The organism is Pseudomonas sp. SZ40, assembly GCF_052958135.1.
In genome coordinates this window covers 56,777-74,204 of sequence record NZ_JBQWIF010000008.1, presented here as the reverse complement: position 1 = coordinate 74,204, position 17,428 = coordinate 56,777, and the positions used below count along the sequence as shown (strand labels likewise).

Below are 17,428 nucleotides of genomic sequence, written 5' to 3'. Positions count from 1 at the left end.
CGGTCATTTGATTTTCTTCAATCCGAAATAGTAGAGCGGGAACTTGAGGTACAGCTTGAGTTTTTTACGGGTCAGGTAGCCCAGCCCCTTGCCATGCCATTTCTCTTCGAAGGTGTACTTGGAACGCTTGGTCATCAGCCACTGCCGCGCCGAGGTATGTGTACTCAAGGTCCGGCTATCGAGGTGATCGACAACGGAGGAGGTAACGAGAACGTGCCTGAGCCCATGGGACTGCAGCGTCAGCGCATAGTCGTTGTCGGCGTACCAGAAGTAGAAACGCTCATCCAGCTCGCCAATGACATCCAGAATCGAACGACGAAACACCAGGCACCAGCCGGATATTTCGCGCAACACTCCATAGCCGGGATAAACACCACTACGCAGAGCGAAACCATTGCGCGGATGATGCAGAGAGCAAGCCGGGCTGGCGCTGCTGACCCCGAGATCACTTTCGAACACCTGAAGCAGCTCGGATGCCCAGCCGGGATGAAAGGACAGGTCGTTGTTGCAAATGGCAACGAAGGGGGCCTGGCCCTCTCTGATACCCAGATTCATGTATGCGTGATAATTGAAAGGCGTGCTGGGATACAGCGTCGTTACTCCAGGCTGCCGATACACAGGGCTGTCGGCATTCGACTCGAGCACCCAAACCCGGAAACGGATCTTCGCCGGGTCTTCAGACGCGACGAGCGAGTCCAGGCAATGCTCGGTAACCTGGCGCAAGGCTTCATCCTTGGCGAAGCTGAGAATTACCACATCGAAACAAGCGGGCAACTCAGGCGAGCCCGCAACGGAATCAGTCATAAGAAAACATAATCTCAGGAAATACAGGGCAAGCCTGATAAAGCCATGGGTCAATCACAGGCAAGAATACGTCCGACGCGATTCGCCCAGGTATGGTGTTCGAGAAAGCGCGCTCGACCATTTTGCGCAATGCGCTCGCGCTCTTGCGGATGAGCCAGATAATAACGGACCTTTTCGCTCAGCTCCGCACCAGAACGAAACACCTCGATATCCTGCCCAGGGGTGAACAGCGAAGCGATTTCCTCGCAATAATCGGTCAACAGGAAGCAACCCGCAGCTACTGCCTCGAATATTCGCAGGTTCACACCCGTCTCGGCGCCATAGAAATCCGATCGAGTGATATTCAGCACTATCCGTGAGCTCTGCAACAGCGTCTGAAGCTCTTCTCCCCAGACAGGGCGATCATCGACGCACTCGCGCAGCGACGAGGACATGAGCGAGTAGTTACGGCGCCAGCGATTGCCGCGTATGGCCAGATTTTCACGGATGTTTTCCAGCAGGAAAACCCGACGCAAATCGGCACTACCGACAAACAGGACGTCGCGATCCTTGTCTTTTCCCAACTCTGGAACCACCACCGCTCCAAACGGCAAATGCAGTGCATTCAGGCCCAGTGTTTCACGGAAAAAACGCGTAGTCGTTTCAGAGAAAGAAAATAGCTGGTCATAGCGGGGTAGCTCTTGCTCGATGAAATAAAGGAACTCCCGACGTTTCGAATAGAGGTTGCAACTATCGGTATCGTAGAGGATGAAGCGGGCGCCAGCGCTGCGTACCATTTCGGCCACTTGAGCGACGTCATAGTGCTTGTAGAGGAAACCGACCACCAAGACATGAGTAGGTGCCTCCTGCTCCAGCACTCTGCGCAGTGGTTCCAGAGACAGACGCGGCAAGTGCGAGAAACCCTCCCGATCCCGGGCCTTGTTACGGGCCTTGAAGAGCGCCGAAGACAACCCGTACCACTGTCTGGGTTTCTGTTTCAGCGCATCCCAGTGGACAGCTCGGCTGCCGGCCTGCAAAAACGCATCGAACAGTTCACGGCCCAGTGGCACACCACCTATTCCATCGATAATCAGGTACTTGCGCTCGCTCGCAACCGGCGCACCCGCCCTTGGCATCTCCAGCATGATTCAATATCCATCCAAAAGCAGTGGCCCGCAGCGGTAAGGGACCGCTACAGGCATATCGAATTCTTTCATCCCGTACTGACAACCGTTAAGTAAGCACCAGCCACCTAACCACGCTGACGCTTGAACAGAAGGTGGCGAAGGCGCTTGAGCAGTTGACGATCCCACTGACGCAGGGGAATTTCGGCAAACAGACTCCAGGCGAATCGCTTGTCATGAGTGACTGCGGGCCCAAGGATCTTGGTGAGCAGACGGGCTTTGCCCGACTCGTAGGCCGGATGTTCACGATAAAGATCCAGCAACTGCATGCCATAACGGTATTCGGCCAGATAATTGCCCGACAAGCCATTGCCATGCTTGCGATACAGCGTGACCGCAGCAGGAAGCACATCGATGAGGTAACCAGAATGAGCCGTTTTCAGGGTCATCTGGAAATCCTGTACGCGCAGTGCCGGATCATATCCCCCCGCAGCGATCATCGCATCGCGGCGGTACATAACCAGATTGCCGCCAACCACCAAGGCCGCCGCCAGGGCCTGGGCAAAGTCATAACGGCGCACCTGGCGGGCCTTGTCTTTTTTGGGCAAGGCCTGACCCTGCTGATCGATTCGCAAGGCACGCCCCCCGAGACAACCGACTTCGGGATGCGCAATGAGATAATCGGCCTGCAGGGCGAGACGCCCGGGCACCATCACATCATCGGCATCGAAGGTCGCCACGAACTCCCCACAAGCCAGCTCTAGCCCCTTGTTGAGCGCTGCACTGACGCCCTGGTTATGCTGACGGACAAACTCGGCACGGCGAATGTTCGGGTACCGGCGCCAGTCCTGCAAAGCCTCCTCGATCCGCAAGGCACTGTCGTCGGTAGAACCATCGTCGACGACGATCAACTCTATGGCTTCGTAGTCCTGCTGCAAAATGCTGCGCAATGCATCGCCGACGTAGGCACCGTAGTTGTAGCAAGGCACGATGACGCTCACCAGGGGTCGAATGGAGCGTACCGTTTCGCTCACAACCGACACGCAGGCCACGCAGAGAGCGCGCTGAAGAAACACGGTGCCACGGCCGAGTCGACGAATCGACTTTGCAGCCGCTTACGCATGTCCTCGCGAAGGTGATCCAGCTCACCCTGGCTCACCGATGCGACTTTCTGCAGGCTATCGGACAACGCGTGCCAGTCCCCAAAGGCGAACAATTGGCCTTTTTCGCCAACCACCTCACGCCCACCACCACAATCGCTACACACCACAGGCAAACCCGCAGCCATTGCCTCGAGCAGGACCATGCCGAACGGCTCGTGATCCGAGCTCAGCGCGAATGCATCGAAAGCGGTGAAGTAACGCCGGGCGTGTGGAACCTGCCCCAGGAAGCGAACCTGCTGGGTGATGCCCAGCGTCTCGACCAAAGCCTTGAGCTCGGCCTCCAGCCTACCTTTACCAGCAATCACCAAAAGACTGTTTCCCGGCAAGGTCGGCAACGCGTCGGCGAAAGCACGAATGAGCGTCGCCTGATCCTTGTCTGGATGCAGCCGCCCGACGTTGCCGATTACCCAGGCCCCCTCAGGCAACCCAAGGGCCTCACGCGCGCAAGAGCGGGACAATTGCTCCGCCTCAACGGCCTGCAAATCGATACGATTGTAGAGCGTCTGAATTCGCTGCAATGGCCAGCTTGGCAGACAGGCGCGCAAGTCATCGCGCACCGCGTCGGAGACGCCGAACAGATACAAGCGCTTGCGAAACAGATTGGCGAAGAGCTGGCGCGAACGGCGCTCGTAATCTCCGAACGCATGATGGATTCCAACCACCGGAAGCTTCGTGCCCAGTAGTGCCACATAAGCAGGCTTCGAGCGATGAGCAATGCACAGCGCGAAATTACGCTCAGCGGCAATGCGACGAATCGCACGAACTGCACCGAGCTTGAGACCTCTCAGGGCCCTGCTGGAATAACCAAGAAACACCACCTCATCGGAAGCAGAACCTCTTTCCACTTCGGCGCTGTATTCCCCGGTCAGGTAAACGGTCAAAACCTTGTATGGCGTGTTCGCGAAAAGCACCCCGTACTGTCGGGCGCAATCAAGAAACGGCCCATCGTAGCCATGGCATATCTGCAGCACCCATACCTGACTCGTCTTATTAGTATCCATCGATTCCGACTCTGTCCATGGTAACGAAGCGCGCTGCGTTGCAGTGCGCGCGATAGTCAGCGTTCGACCAGGCATTGAATTCCCGAGCCACGGCGCCCGAAATACCTAGTCAAACTTTTGGACTGACGTCGTTGAGAAAACTGACGAGATCGTCAGGTTCAATGTTTTCGATGAATGACGAAATTACGCCTGGGGATGGCGGATTTGACCCGGCTATGGGGGTGGCAAGATGGCGCCCATCGGGGCGATGAGCTGACTGCGCAGGCGGATAGTCCACCTGCACATGAAAAGATCTCAGTGTTGCTGAGCGACTCTGGCGATCTGCGCCATCTCAGCGAACATCGCCTCGGCCTGCACACGGGCTTGCTGCAGGAAGATCCCGATGCTCACCTGCTCGGACTCGCTGAACGCGATCTGGCCGGCGGCATTGACAGCCTGTTCGTACGAAGGCTGAAGGCGCCCAACCAGGCCGACCTGTGCCAGCAAGGCCTCGATCTTGTGGGTATTGGAAGGCAAGGCGTAAAAGGGCGTACCGGTGACCAGGCAGAGTGTGACCAGGTGAAAGCGCCCGGTAATCACCCCCTCCGATCGACCGAGAAGACCTAGAAACCGACGCGTCGACAGCACCGCATAACGCCAGCGCAGCCTGTCGATCAGAGAAGCAGGCAGATCGGCGGGGTAAGAGTGGAAATAACTAGCGGCAATGCGCCGGTAAGCCTTCAGGCGCTTGCGCAGGTTCTTGCGCAAATAGAAGTCGAACCCCTTGCCCAGTTGCAGAGGGGCAAGAGTACGAATGCTCACATAACGCAGGTGTTGCCTGACCTTTGTTATCCGCCATGCCTCGACAAGCCGCTCATTGATAACGCTACCGTTGACCAGCATGCCGCTACGGGGCCTGCTAGGCGCAGCGTGCCGGTAAGACAACGTCAGGTCGGGCACGACTTCCGCGGACACATCGACAGCGGCCAGCGCGGCCTTGCTCATCGTGTCGCGCACGAACAGCTTGGTAAAACAGTGAGCGTGGGCATTGAGCCGGTCATTGTTCTGCCAGACCGAATTGATCAGGAAGCAGGGAACGCCATGTTCCTGACAATATCGGGCAAGCGCTCCATAGCGCATCGCCAGCGGTGCATCGTCGTGCATGGTGCCCTCACCATTGACCAGGCACAGATCCGCAGCACGAATGTCGCGCTGCAGATCGGCGTCCGTCTGCCAATCGTGGTGCATCGGGCAGGACCGCTGAATATCGATACCTGCCTGCCCGGCCAAGGTGAAAATCTGCCGCATCACCAGTTGGCAGCCGTGGTGATTTTCAGAAGAAGTATCGTTGAACAGCAGCGCCTTCAATCGCACCTGGGCAACGGACACCCCTACCGCTCCTCGCCGCTGACCGTATCGCCACTCAAGACGCCGTCCTTCACCACCAAGATATCTTCCATGATCAGGTACTGCAGATCCGAGCCGAAGAACATGTTCAACGCATCGGTGGGCGAGCAGATCATCGGCTCGCCACGGCGGTTCAGCGAGGTGTTCAGGGACACGCCGTTGCCGGTGAGTTTTTCCAGCTCCAGCATCAGGTCGTACCAGCGCGGATTGAATTCGCGCTTGAGGACCTGAGCACGGGAAGTGCCGTCTTCGTGCACGACTTCGCTGACGCGCTCCTTCCATTCGTCGTTGACCTCGAAGGTGAAGGTCATGAACGGGCTCGGGTGGTCGACCTTGAGCATCTGCTCGGCGACGGTATCGAGCATCGACGGGCAGAAGGGTCTCCAGCGCTCGCGGAACTTGATCTGTTCGTTGATGCGGTCGGCCACGCCCGCGATGCTCGGGCACCCGATGATGGAGCGACCACCAAGGGCGCGCGGGCCGAACTCCATGCGGCCCTGGAACCAGGCCACGGGATTGCCGTCGACCATGATCTGCGCGATGCGCTGCGGCGTGTCGTCGATCCGCTGCCATTTCGGCGCATGCGGGTGCCGGGCACAAGCCGCGATGACGTCTTCATTGGAATAGGCCGGGCCGAGGTAGACGTGCTCCATCTTCTCGACCGGCACGCCGCGCTTGTGAGAAACGTAGGCAGCGGCGCCGACCGAGGTACCGGCGTCGCCGGAAGCCGGCTGAACGAACAGTTCCTTGACCTCAGGGCGGGCGATGATCTTCTGGTTGAGCTTGACGTTCAGCGCACAGCCACCGGCGAAGGCGATCTTGCCGGTTTCGCGGATGATGTCGCCCAGGTAGTAATCCATCATCTCCAGCGCCAGCTTCTCGAACAGTGCCTGCATGCTGGCGGCATAGTGGATGTAGGGATCGTCGGCGATATCGCCTTCGCGCTTGGGCCCCAACCACTCGATCAGCTTGGGCGAGAAGTAGAAGCCCTTGCCCTTTTCCTTGTAGCGACGCAGGCCGATGACGTTGGCGTAGTCGGTGTTGATCACCAGCTCGCCGTTCTCGAACTTGGCCAGACGGGAAAAATCGTACTTGCTGGCATCGCCATAGGGCGCCATGCCCATGACCTTGAATTCACCGTCGAGCATCTCGAAGCCGAGGAATTCGGTGACCGCGCCATACAGGCCACCAAGGGAATCCGGATCGTAGAATTCCTTGATCTTGTGGATGCGGCCGTTCTCGCCATAGCCGAAGAAGGTGGTGGCGTACTCGCCCTTGCCATCGATACCGAGGATCGCGGTCTTCTCGGTGAACCCCGAGCAGTGATAGGCGCTGGCTGCATGAGCCAGGTGATGCTCGACCGGCTCGATCTTGACCTTCTTGGCGTCGAAGCCGAGCTGCTCCAGGCACCAGACGATCTTCTTGCGGTAGCGCTTATAGCGACGGTTACCCATGAGAATGGCGTCGAGGGCACGATCCGGCGCATACCAGTAGCGCTTGGCGTAGTGCCAGCGTTCCTTGCCGAACAGGCTGATCGGAGCGAAGGGAATCGCCACCACGTCGACGTCCGACGGCTTGATGCCCGCCTGCTCCAGGCAGAACTTGGCCGACTCGTAGGGCATGCGATTCTTCGCGTGCTTGTCGCGCACGAAGCGCTCTTCTTCGGCAGCCGCGATCAACTTGCCGTCGATATACAACGCCGCGGATGGGTCATGGCTGAGGGCGCCGGAAAGGCCAAGAATCGTCAATGCCACGGATAAAGCCTCTTAGTGCGCTTGCCGAACGTCGACAAACGCGATTGTTTGGTTTCGCCAAGCCTGCCTGGAGCGGGCTCAGGTGATAGTCGGCAAACGCCGGTCCAGCTCCTGGTAAAGGGCGCTCTGTGCCGACCAGTTGCGCAGCAGACGCGCGCGATCCCGAGCATAGGCGGCCTTGAAACTGCTGGCGCTGTCATGGTGCTGCATGGCATCCAGATCGATCAGCGCCCAGCGGCCAGCCTGCCACAGGATGTTGTTGCCCTTGAAGTCGCCGTGGCTGATGCGCTCACGCAACAATGCGGCGAACACGCTCTCCAGCGCCTGCAGATCCGCCTCGGGCGGCAACTCGTCTGCCTGGTAGGGCGCGAAACGGGCAATTATATCCACACCCGGCGTGTGTTCGGTAATCAGATAAGCCTGACGGCGCAGCCACAGGGTACGACGCTCGAGCACGGCCAGTGGCTTGGGCGTGGCAATGCCGAGGAAATCCAGACGATTGCCCTCGCACCAGCTGTGCCAGGCACGGCTCGGCCGCCAGAAGCGCCTCAGCCAGTGCCCGAAGCCCTTGATGTTGTAGCGTTTGATGACCAGCTGTCGACCAGCCTGCTCGACCCGGGCCACGGTGGACGAGCCGCCCAGCTTGAGCGGCTGCCCTGCGGCAATCGCCGCGTCCGGGTCGGCCAGCAACGGCGCCAGCAGCGCATCGTCTTCCCGCCGCACTACCTGCAGGCGCGAGGCGCTGCTGGAGGCTCGAAAGGCCGTGCAATCGCGCTCGATCTTGGCCATGAACGCCTGCATGCGCGTTGCCCGCGCCTTGCTCACGGCCTTGAGCAGCACCTCCAGCGGCAGGGCATGCTCGCCATTGACCAGCAGGTAATGCACCAGCAGCTCTTCGACGAAGCCGTCGATGGTCCCGGGAAACTGCGCGAAGAACAGCCCGAGATTGGCCAGCACCTTGTCTCGCGACAGCGGCTGCCCCGGCGTTTCGGCGCGGATTCCGCCGCCATCGATCAAAAACAGGCGGCCATCCTGACGCAGCAGGTTGTCCAGATGCAGGTCCTCCTGCCAGAGCCCCTTGCCGTGCAGCTCGGCGATCACTGCCAGGGCCTCGCCCAACACCTGCTGCTGAGCATCACTCAGCCAGGGCTGATCGGCCACCGCCTGCCAGTCGTCAGCCAGGCTGCGAGCGCTCTCGAGGAACTCGAACAGCAGCCAGCCGCCCTCCCCGGAGATCGATCCATGCTCGAGCAGCGGGGGCGTGCTGAGGCCCTGCTGCGCCAGCAACTGGACGCCCTGCAGTTCGCGGGCGTAATGCCGCTCGGCCTTGCCGCCGACCAGCAACTTGGCCAGCACCGCACGCCCTTGCCATTGCGCCCGGCCCACATAGCGTTGACCGGGCAGCACACGCAGCAGGCTGTGCAGTTCGAGAGTCTGGCCTGCCGGCGCTTCGATCAGCAGCGGCAGTTCGGGGCTACGGCCCGCGTCGGTCAGAAAAGCGAGTTTCATGGGCGCTGAGCCTTGTCCTTGAAACGCGCCGTCAGGCGCTGCAACCAATGATCCACGTTCTGCTCGCTGCCCAAATAGGCAGCCAGGAACGCGACCGTATCCTCATCACTCCAGGGATTGGTACGCCGCAACAGAGGTTCGAGATCCTTGATTCGGTCACGCTCGCCAAAGAACAGCGGACGCGTCTTCTCCAGATCGATCAGTTGCGCAGCGAAGCCATCGCCACAGGGTTGCAGAAAGATATGCTTGGGGTAGAAGCAACCGTGCAACTGCCCTTTTTCATGCACCTGACGGGCCAGCACGCCACAGGCGTTGACGATGGCCAGGCGCTGCTCGGCAGCGAGCGCCGTCCAGCCCGGCAACCAGCTGTCGAGGTCCTGCCAGCCATCCAGTGCACGGGTCAACAGAATCGCCCTGCGCTCGCCTGCGATGCGCCGCTCGGCGTAGAACGACGCACTCATGGCCGGGATGCCCAGACGGCTGTAGCGGCGAATGCTACGGAATTCGCGCGACAGGGTCGGCTCACCCAGTGGGCGTTCCAAGCTGCGCGTCAGGTAGTTGCTCTGGCGCTTGAGGTAATAGCCACGACCATCCAGATCGAGTCGGTACACCGAGCTCCAGCCGCCACGGGGCGCCTTGTTGGGCTCGTCTACCGCGTGCAGCTCGAGCGCCCACAGCGCCTCGAAACTGGCCAGTTCGTGACGTTCGAGCAGCGAGCGATCCTCGCTGTCGATGTAGTCCTTCATTCTCTTCCCTCGAAATAGCGGACGATCTGGCCGATGCGCTGCTTGTCGCTGTCGTTGAGACGCTCGCGGCGCCGGTACTGCAGATAGAAACGCAGCCGCTGAGTGCGCGACAGGTGGTATTTGGCGACCTTGTCCAGGCAGGCCAGGTCCTTGACGATACGCCGGCGCAGGAAAGGCCCCCACCAGAATGCGCCGGTTGGGCAGTCGATGAAATATAGGCGACGGTGCTCGTCGACCAGCAAGTTGCGCCACTTCAGATCGTTGTGCGCGAAGTGGTGGTCGTGCAGCGTACGCGTGGCCTTGGCCAACTGGCAGCTGACATCCTCGACCCAGGCACGATCACGCAGGCGCGCGTCGTTGCTGTCGGCAAGGCGCGACATATCCATGGTGTCGACCAGTTCCTGGGTGATCAGCGCGCCACGGTCGAATGCGCTGCCCTTGCGCTCCAGGCCATAGGCGGCGATCGGCGCAGTGGGAATGCCCCAGGCGGCGAAATGCTTGAGGTTCTGCCACTCGGCCTTGACCCGCGGCCTGCCGATGAAGCGTCGAGCGCCCTTACCCGCGCCATGGTAGCGCTTGACGTAATAGCGCAGCCCGTCGAACTCCACGCGGATCACGTCCGACAGTGGGTCACGGGTGATCGGTTCGCCCTGCAGGGCAAACACGGCATCCAGGCTGGCAAAGGCCCTGGCAGCCTCTGGGGTCGCCAGCGCGGTAACGCGCCACTCACTCATGGCTGCTGCCCCCTGTTTCATACTTGCGTGCATAACGCGAAAGCAGGCGCTCGGCCTTGCGCTGCAGCCAGGCCAGCAGTACGGCTTCGTCACGCAGGATCTGGCGCAGCGGGCGGGCACTGCCGGCAGCCGCGAAATAGCCCTTGAGAAAACGCAGGAAATCGCGTTGCGTCAGGCCGATATTCAACGCCGAAAAGTACAACCCGGCCAGGTCCTTGTCGCGCCAGCGCCGCGGCACCGCAGGACGCAACTGGGCACGGTGCAGGTCGATCACCGACAGCCGGAAATCTGCGGCACTGAACGGCTTGTCGGTATGCAGCAGAAAATGGCAGATGTAGCAGTCGCGGTGATTGACCCCGGCAGCGTGCATGCGCCCGGTCATGTCGGCGACGCGACGGATCAGCGGCCACTTCAGCCCTGGCTGCGGTGGCTGCTGCGCCCAGCCCAGGGTCAACTGCTCGAGGTCGACCGTCGGCGCGAGCTCCTCGGTAACGATGAAGGAATGCTGCTGCGCCGGGTTGCTGCCGCGCTCGCCATACGCCACGGCTGTCATGGTCGGCACACCCGCCCCGGTCAGGCGCTCGATGGCCTTCCATTCCTGACCGGCGCCGAGCACCGGCAGGCGGGCAGTGGCGAGGTTCTTGAGGATCTCGCCCCAGCCAACACCACGGTGAATCTTGACGAAGTAGCCTTTGCCGTCGACCTCGGTACGCAGCGTACGGCGTGCCTCCAGCTCTCGATAGACCTTGCCCTGCAGGCGTTCTACTTCTTCGAAGGCATCCTTGCCGGCCCATAGGGACTTGAACGGTTCAGCAAGGATCAGGCGCATAAGCCCCCCTGTAGGAGCCGCGCGCTCGCGGCGATTGCTGCAGGTGACGATAACCCGTTGAAACGGCCGCGATCGCCTAACGACGCGGCGGCATGGCCAATGGCTGCCAGATCGGCTGATTCGCTCACGAACGCGGCGCCAGAATCACATCGGCAGCGTGCTGAGGCATGCTGTACAGATCGGCGCTATCGGCGAATGCCAGGCCATTGCGCTGCCAGGCTGCGCGACCTTCGGCATCCGCCAGCATCTCGGCGAGGGTACGGTTCAGCACATTCTGCTCGAAGGGGCTGGGCACCACGCAACCGGCATCGGCATCACGGATGTAGTGAGCGTAGCCGCAGACATCGGTCACCAGCACCGGCAAACCCGCTACCAGCGCCTCCAGCAGCACGGTACCGGTATTTTCGTTGTACGCCGGGTGAATCAACAGGTCGGCGCCCAGCAGGAAGCGCGGGATGTCGCTGCGCCCCTTGAGGATCTGCACCTGATCGCCAATGCCCAGTGCGGTGATCTGCAGCAGGAACGGTTTCGGGTCGTCCTGGCCGATGACGATCAGCCGGGTGCGCTTTTTCAAATCCGTGGGCAGAGCGGCCAACGCTTTGAGGCTGCGGTCCAGCCCCTTGGTCTTGAAGCCGGAGCCGATCTGCACCAGCAACAGGTCGTCATCGGCCAGCTTGAACTCGCGGCGGAACTCGGCGCGGATCTCGGCAGCATTGGCCGGCGCGCGGCGATCCAGGGAGATACCAGGCGGCAGCAGATGGAAGCGTTCGGCCGGCGTGGCGTAATGCTTGACGAACAGCGGCTGCTGCACCTCGGAGATCATCAGAATTTCGGTGCGCGACTCGGGGGCGAATACCGCCCGTTCGTACTCGGCGAAGTGCTTGTAGCGGCCCCAGCGGCGATACAGCGGGTTGCGCAAGGTCTGCGCCTTGTCTTCGAAACAGCCGTCGGCGGCGTAATACACGTCCAGCCCCGGCATCTTGTTGAAACCGACCACGCGATCGACCGGGCGCTGGCGCAGATCCGCCTGGACCCAGGCAGTGAGCTTTTCGTTGCGGTGATGGTTGAACAGCGCCTTGACCGGCACGACGACCACTTCGAAGCCCTCCGGCACTTCGCCTTCCCAGATCGGCGTGTACACGCGGATGCTGTGACCGCGGCCCTGGCACTCCAGCGCGATGCGCATGAAATCGCGCTGCAAGCCGCCAAAAGGAAAGTATTTGTAGAGGATGAAAGCCAGGCGCATCGGCCCTTCGCTCTGTGGCATCAGTCTATCCCCATATCCAGCAGCAGCGCGTGCAACTCGGTGAACACCCGCTGCGGCAGCAAATCATCGAAACACGGCTTGTCGCGATCGCCCTTGCCGGCATCCGGGCCACTGGCACACAGATGGATCTGCGAACGGCCGTAGGCGCCCACGCGGCCGGGCAACGTCGGCCCGTACAGCGACACGCAAGGCACATCCAGCGCGGCAGCCAGGTGACCGAGCCCGGTGTCCACGGCGACGCAGGCCTGGGCACCAGCGATCACCTTCGCAACGCCGGCCAGGTTGAGTTTCGGCAGCACGGCTGCCCCCTCGATGCCTGCAGCGATACGCTCGGCTCGCGCCTTTTCCACCTCGTTGCCCCAGGGCAGGCGAATCGACCAACCCTGTTCGCTGACCTGCTCGGCCAGCTCACGCCAGTAGGCTTCCGGCCAGTGCTTGCTCGCCCAGGTCGTGCCGTGCAGGAATACCAGATAAGGGCGAGGTGACGGATCTGCAAGCTGGCCGCGATCCAAACCGTAATCACCCAGACCGGCGGGCACGCTGTAGCCCAGCGCCTGGCCGAACAGTTGGCGTGTACGCTCCAGCGCATGCTGGGCACGCGGCACACTGTAGCGGCGATCATAGAAGCGTGTGGCGATCGGCTCACGGGCGGAATTGCGGTCCAGGCCGGCCACCGGCGCCTTGACGTAGCGGGTCAGCCAGGCGCTCTTGAGCAGGCCCTGGGCATCGATCACCAGATCGTAGCGGGTGTCGCGCAAGCGCTGCTTGAAACGCGACCACTCACCACTGCGCAGGGTCTGCAGCGGATGCTTGCGCCAGCGGCGGATGGCGACCGGAATCACCTGGGAGACGGCCGGGTGCCAAGCTGGAATCTCGGCGAAACCCTCTTCCACCACCCAGTCGAAACGGATACCGGGAATGGCTCGGGCCGCGTCGGTCAGCGCCGGCAGGGTGTGGATCACGTCGCCCAGCGACGAAGTCTTGATCAACAGCACTCGCATCCGGCGCTATACCTCGACCGGATGAGTGTCGAGCCGATCCAGCGCCTCATTGGCGACGCGTGGTTCGAGCTGCACCAGGCAATTGTAGTGGCCAAAGCGGCAGGTGCGTTCGAAACAGGGGCTGCACTCCAGACCAAGGCGGATGACCTCCACCTGATCGGCCAGTGGCGGCGTGAACTGCGGCGAAGTCGAGCCGTACACCGCCACCAGCGGGCGATTGAGCGCCGCCGCCACGTGCATGAGCCCGGAATCGTTGGAGACCACCGAAGCCGCGCAGGACAGCAGGTCGATGGCCTGAGCCAGGCTGGTTTCGCCGGACAGGTTGACCACTTCCTCGCGCAGCCCCGGGATCAGCCGTGAACGGATGTCTTCACCGACCGGGTGATCCTTCTTCGAGCCGAACAGCCAGACCTGCCAGCCCTCACGGATCTTGTGCTCGGCGACACGTGCGTAATGCTCGCTTGGCCAGCGTTTGGCCTCACCGAACTCGGCGCCTGGGCACAGGGCCAGAACCGGACGGTCCAGGGTCAGGCCGAAGCTGGCCAGCGCCGCATCCCGAGTAGCCGGATCGATACTCAGCGAAGGCCGGGGATAAGGCTGCGGCAGCTCCGCACCAGGCGCATAGGCCAGCGCCATGAAGCGTTCGATCATCAGCGGGTAGCGGGCCTTGTCCAGGCGGCGCACGTCATTGAGCAGGCCATAGCGCATCTCGCCTTTCCAGCCGGTACGCACGGGGATACCCGCGAAGAACGGTACCAGCGCCGACTTCAGCGAGTTGGGCAGGAGTATTGCCTGGTCGTAGCGGCCGACCAGCGACTTGCCGATGCGCCGGCGCGTAGCCAGCTCCAGTACGCCATGGCCGAGGGGGAAGCTCAGGGCTTCGCGCACTTCGGGCATGCGTTCGAGTATCGGCCGACTCCATTCCGGCGCCAGCACGTCGATGGCGCAATCGGGATGGCGAACTTTAAGACATTGAAACAATGTCTGCGCCATCACCATGTCGCCTACCCACGAAGGGCCGATGATCAGAATATTCATAAGCTCAGTATCGATAGAGAAGCCCGACGGCGAGCGGCGGCCATCAATTCAGGCCCAGTTCACGCCAGATACGCATCACATTGCGTCGGTGCTCGTGAAACTGGTCGCCACCCACTACCCCGGGCTGTTTCTGCAACGCCTGACGGTGGGCTGCAGAGCGGTAGACTTTGTAAGCGTCCTGCAGCAGGGTCGCCTCGCCATCGCGGAGCAGACCGAGCCGATCCAGGCCTTCCAGAATGCGAATGTTATCGGTGAATTCGAGCAGTACCGGGTGCTGCTTCGACCACGCCAGAGCCGCGTATTGCACCATAAATTCGATATCGACGATACCTCCGGCGTCCTGCTTGAGATCGAACGCCGCCGCTGCGTCGAAGGCCATCGGCGCAGTGCCGGCAGCCGTGGCCCGAGTACCGAGATTGTCGCGCATCTTCGCGCGCATCTCACTGACCTCGGCCTGCAGCCTGGCCTGGTCGCGTTCACGGGCCAGCACGGCGATGCGCACCTCGGCGAATGCCGCGGCCACCCGCTGGCAGCCCACCAGCACCCGCGCTCGCACCAGCGCCTGGTGCTCCCAGGTCCAGGCTTCGCTTTCCTGATAACGCCGGAAGGCGCCCAAGGAACTGACCAGCAAGCCAGCGGCGCCGGAAGGCCGCAGGCGCATGTCGACGTCGTAGAGCTGGCCGGAGTTGGTCTGCGCGGTCAGCAGATGGATGATGCGCTGTCCCAGGCGGGTGAAGAACTGCGCACCATCGATGGGTTTGGCGCCATCGGTCTCGGCCTGGGGGTCACCATCGTGGATGAACACCAGATCCAGATCGGAGCCATGGCCCAGCTCGATACCGCCGACCTTGCCGTAGCCGACGATGATGAAGTCCGGCGCACACAGGCTGCCGTCGGGCCGCTGCGGCGTACCGTGCCGGGCAACCATCTGCCGCCAGGCCAAGGCCAGCACCTGATCGAGAATGGCTTCGGCCAGCCAGGTCAGGTAATCGCTGACCTTCATCAGCGGCAAGGTACCGGCAATTTCCGATGCCGCCACACGCAGGCCGTGGGCCAGCTTGAAATGGCGCAGGGCTTCCATCTGCTGTTCCAGGTCTTCCTCGGGAATGCGCGTCAGCCGCTCCTGCAGCTCGGCAGCCAGTTCCGGGGCCTGGGGCGGGCTGAACAGCCGCCCTTCGTTGAGCAGTTCGTCGAGCAACAGCGGAAAACGGGTGATCTGCTCGGCGATCCACGGGCTGGCTGCGCACAGGGTAAGCAGACGCAGCAGTGCATTGGGGTTTTCCGTGAGCAGCACTAGATAGGCGGAGCGCCGCGCCACCGCTTCGATCAGCGGCAGTACGCGCTCGAGCACCAGGTCCGGCTTCTCCTGCTCGACCGTCGCGGCCAACAGTCGCGGGATGAAGGCATCCAGGCGCTCACGGCCAATGCGCTGCATGGCGCGCACCTGATTGCCATTGCGCAACCCCACCAGGCGCTGCCAGGCGCCCTGGGCGTCGGCGAAGCCGGCTTCGCCCAGCTGCCGGCAGGCAGCTTCCTCATCCTGATCGTCATTCCATAGTGGCAGCCAGGCGGCACCGACCATGGGTTCCTCGCCGATGTCCTGATCCTCGTCCGGGTCGGCGATGACCTGACGAAAGTGCCAGTCGACCCGCCCACGCCAGTGCATCAGTTGTTCGTGGAAGGCTTCCCAGCCTGCGAAACCGAGCATGAACGCCACCCGTGCACGGTCCTCATCGTTGTCCGGCAGCATTTGCGTCTGCCGATCATCGATGGCCTGCAGGGCGTGTTCGGTGTAACGCAGGAAGGCATAACCGGCGAGCAGTTCGTCGACCGCCTGCGACGGCAGATAGCCTTGCCCCTTGAGGGTATCGAGCACCTTGAGCAACGAGCGCTGCTGCAGGCTCAGATCACGCCCGCCGTGAATCAGCTGGAAGGCCTGGGCGATGAACTCCACCTCGCGGATGCCGCCGGAGCCGAGCTTGATGTTCTCGGCCATGCCCTTGCGGCGCACTTCCTGCTGAATCAGCTGCTTCATGGTGCGCAGCGCGTCGATCGCCGAAAAGTCCAGGTAACGCCGATAGACGAACGGGCGCAGCATCTCCAGCAGCTGCGCGCCGGCCTCCTGATCACCGCCGACCACCCGCGCCTTGATCATCGCGTAGCGCTCCCAGTCGCGCCCCTGGTCCTGGTAATACTGCTCCAGCGCGTTGAAGCTGAAGACCAGCGCGCCGGAAGAGCCATAGGGGCGCAGGCGCATGTCGGTGCGGAACACGAAACCATCGACGGTAATGGCATCCAGCGCCTTGATCAGCTTCTGGCCCAGGCGAATGAAGAACTCCTGATTGTCCAGCGGCCGCTTGACCCCCTGGGTTTCACCACCTTCCGGATAGCCGAAGATCAGATCGATGTCCGACGACAGGTTCAACTCGAAAGCCCCGAGCTTGCCCATGCCGAGAATGACCATGTGCTGGGGCTCGCCAGTGCGGCGCCCGACCGGCGTGCCGAACTGCTCGCAATGCCTGGGGTAGAGCCATCGATAGGCCAGATCGATGCAGGCATCGGCCAGATCGGAAAGATCGCGACAGGTTTCCACCAGATCCGCCTGACGGCTGACATCCCGCCAGATGATGCGCACCTGCTGACGGTTACGGAAGCGCCGCAGGCTGCGTGCCAGCGCGTTTTCGTCAGCACACTCGGTCAGTTGCTCGGCCAACTGCCCGCGCAACTCACCAACTGCCAGCCGACGCTCCAGCTCGCCACTATCGGCCAGGTCGAGAAGCATCTGCGGATCACGCAGCCCCTGCTGGGTAACGAAGTCACTGGCAGCCGCCACCCGCTGCAGCTGCTCCCTGCGCAACGGCGGCCAGGCAGCGAAGCTGGCGGCCGCCTCGGCAGACAATTGGCCGAAGGCCTGGGTCAGGGACTGTTCGGCGCGCTGAGCCAGCGGCTGGAGGATGGCGGGTAAAGAAACCAGCGCGGGCAAGCTCATGGTCTATCCTTTTCGGCGGGCTACGGGCCTGTTGGAAAACCGGCGAAGCCCCTGCGAAGGCTCGCCGCGTCTGGCTCACGCCTGATTTGATTGTAGTTTTGGTA

At 61.9% G+C, this 17,428-nt stretch carries 14 protein-coding genes; all 14 read right to left on the bottom strand.

Going from position 1 to position 17,428, the window contains the following annotated elements; genetic code table 11:
- Positions 1-3: 3 nt before the first annotated feature.
- The 14 genes from ACT9T4_RS09040 to glnE all read right to left on the bottom strand — a co-directional run bounded on the left by ACT9T4_RS09040 (position 4) and on the right by glnE (position 17,324).
- Complete coding sequence (locus ACT9T4_RS09040) at positions 4-858, bottom strand: glycosyltransferase family 2 protein (protein ID WP_499116572.1); 855 nt, start codon at positions 856-858, stop codon at positions 4-6.
- Positions 855-1,928: a CgeB family protein gene (locus ACT9T4_RS09035; protein WP_499116571.1), complete on the bottom strand. Its 1,074-nt coding sequence runs from the start codon at positions 1,926-1,928 to the stop codon at positions 855-857. The genes ACT9T4_RS09040 and ACT9T4_RS09035 overlap by 4 nt, the downstream gene beginning before the upstream one ends.
- A gap of 107 nt (positions 1,929-2,035) precedes the next feature.
- The gene (locus ACT9T4_RS09030) at positions 2,036-2,983 is read right to left on the bottom strand and encodes a glycosyltransferase family 2 protein (RefSeq protein WP_499116569.1); all 948 of its coding nucleotides are present in this window, start codon (positions 2,981-2,983) and stop codon (positions 2,036-2,038) included.
- Positions 2,938-4,071, bottom strand: a complete 1,134-nt coding sequence (locus ACT9T4_RS09025) for a glycosyltransferase (protein WP_042553905.1) — start codon at positions 4,069-4,071, stop codon at positions 2,938-2,940. The genes ACT9T4_RS09030 and ACT9T4_RS09025 overlap by 46 nt, the downstream gene beginning before the upstream one ends.
- A 294-nt stretch (positions 4,072-4,365) precedes the next feature.
- The gene (locus ACT9T4_RS09020) at positions 4,366-5,439 is read right to left on the bottom strand and encodes a polysaccharide pyruvyl transferase family protein (protein WP_179539301.1); all 1,074 of its coding nucleotides are present in this window, start codon (positions 5,437-5,439) and stop codon (positions 4,366-4,368) included.
- A gap of 2 nt (positions 5,440-5,441) precedes the next feature.
- Positions 5,442-7,211, bottom strand: coding sequence for a carbamoyltransferase family protein (locus ACT9T4_RS09015; protein WP_499116566.1), 1,770 nt, complete (start codon positions 7,209-7,211; stop codon positions 5,442-5,444).
- A gap of 78 nt (positions 7,212-7,289) precedes the next feature.
- Positions 7,290-8,720: a lipopolysaccharide kinase InaA family protein gene (locus tag ACT9T4_RS09010; protein ID WP_499116564.1), complete on the bottom strand. Its 1,431-nt coding sequence runs from the start codon at positions 8,718-8,720 to the stop codon at positions 7,290-7,292.
- Complete coding sequence (locus ACT9T4_RS09005) at positions 8,717-9,466, bottom strand: lipopolysaccharide kinase InaA family protein (protein WP_042553901.1); 750 nt, start codon at positions 9,464-9,466, stop codon at positions 8,717-8,719. Before ACT9T4_RS09005 ends, ACT9T4_RS09010 begins: the two co-directional genes overlap by 4 nt.
- Positions 9,463-10,200, bottom strand: coding sequence for a lipopolysaccharide kinase InaA family protein (locus ACT9T4_RS09000; RefSeq protein WP_042553900.1), 738 nt, complete (start codon positions 10,198-10,200; stop codon positions 9,463-9,465). Before ACT9T4_RS09000 ends, ACT9T4_RS09005 begins: the two co-directional genes overlap by 4 nt.
- Positions 10,193-11,029: a lipopolysaccharide core heptose(I) kinase RfaP gene (gene rfaP / locus ACT9T4_RS08995; protein ID WP_499116561.1), complete on the bottom strand. Its 837-nt coding sequence runs from the start codon at positions 11,027-11,029 to the stop codon at positions 10,193-10,195. The genes ACT9T4_RS09000 and rfaP overlap by 8 nt, the downstream gene beginning before the upstream one ends.
- Positions 11,030-11,153: 124 nt before the next feature.
- Positions 11,154-12,275, bottom strand: a complete 1,122-nt coding sequence (locus ACT9T4_RS08990) for a glycosyltransferase family 4 protein (RefSeq protein ID WP_499116632.1) — start codon at positions 12,273-12,275, stop codon at positions 11,154-11,156.
- Between the two features lie 20 nt (positions 12,276-12,295).
- Positions 12,296-13,297, bottom strand: a complete 1,002-nt coding sequence (gene waaC / locus ACT9T4_RS08985) for a lipopolysaccharide heptosyltransferase I (protein ID WP_042553898.1) — start codon at positions 13,295-13,297, stop codon at positions 12,296-12,298.
- Between the two features lie 6 nt (positions 13,298-13,303).
- Entirely contained in the window at positions 13,304-14,335 is a 1,032-nt protein-coding gene (gene waaF / locus ACT9T4_RS08980; protein WP_499116559.1) for a lipopolysaccharide heptosyltransferase II, read from the bottom strand.
- Between the two features lie 43 nt (positions 14,336-14,378).
- Positions 14,379-17,324, bottom strand: a complete 2,946-nt coding sequence (glnE, locus tag ACT9T4_RS08975) for a bifunctional [glutamate--ammonia ligase]-adenylyl-L-tyrosine phosphorylase/[glutamate--ammonia-ligase] adenylyltransferase (protein WP_499116557.1) — start codon at positions 17,322-17,324, stop codon at positions 14,379-14,381.
- Positions 17,325-17,428: the final 104 nt, after the last annotated feature.

Excerpts from the sequence above, each read along its gene's own strand:
- ACT9T4_RS09035 (WP_499116571.1), bottom strand. The coding sequence starts at position 1,928 with ATGCTGGAGATGCCAAGGGCGGGTGCGCCGGTTGCGAGCGAGCGCAAG.
- ACT9T4_RS09025 (WP_042553905.1), bottom strand. The coding sequence starts at position 4,071 with ATGGATACTAATAAGACGAGTCAGGTATGGGTGCTGCAGATATGCCAT.
- ACT9T4_RS09010 (WP_499116564.1), bottom strand. The coding sequence starts at position 8,720 with ATGAAACTCGCTTTTCTGACCGACGCGGGCCGTAGCCCCGAACTGCCG.
- ACT9T4_RS09005 (WP_042553901.1), bottom strand. The coding sequence starts at position 9,466 with ATGAAGGACTACATCGACAGCGAGGATCGCTCGCTGCTCGAACGTCAC.
- ACT9T4_RS09000 (WP_042553900.1), bottom strand. The coding sequence starts at position 10,200 with ATGAGTGAGTGGCGCGTTACCGCGCTGGCGACCCCAGAGGCTGCCAGG.
- rfaP (WP_499116561.1), bottom strand. The coding sequence starts at position 11,029 with ATGCGCCTGATCCTTGCTGAACCGTTCAAGTCCCTATGGGCCGGCAAG.
- ACT9T4_RS08990 (WP_499116632.1), bottom strand. The coding sequence starts at position 12,275 with ATGCGCCTGGCTTTCATCCTCTACAAATACTTTCCTTTTGGCGGCTTG.
- waaC (WP_042553898.1), bottom strand. The coding sequence starts at position 13,297 with ATGCGAGTGCTGTTGATCAAGACTTCGTCGCTGGGCGACGTGATCCAC.
- waaF (WP_499116559.1), bottom strand. The coding sequence starts at position 14,335 with ATGAATATTCTGATCATCGGCCCTTCGTGGGTAGGCGACATGGTGATG.
- glnE (WP_499116557.1), bottom strand. The coding sequence starts at position 17,324 with ATGAGCTTGCCCGCGCTGGTTTCTTTACCCGCCATCCTCCAGCCGCTG.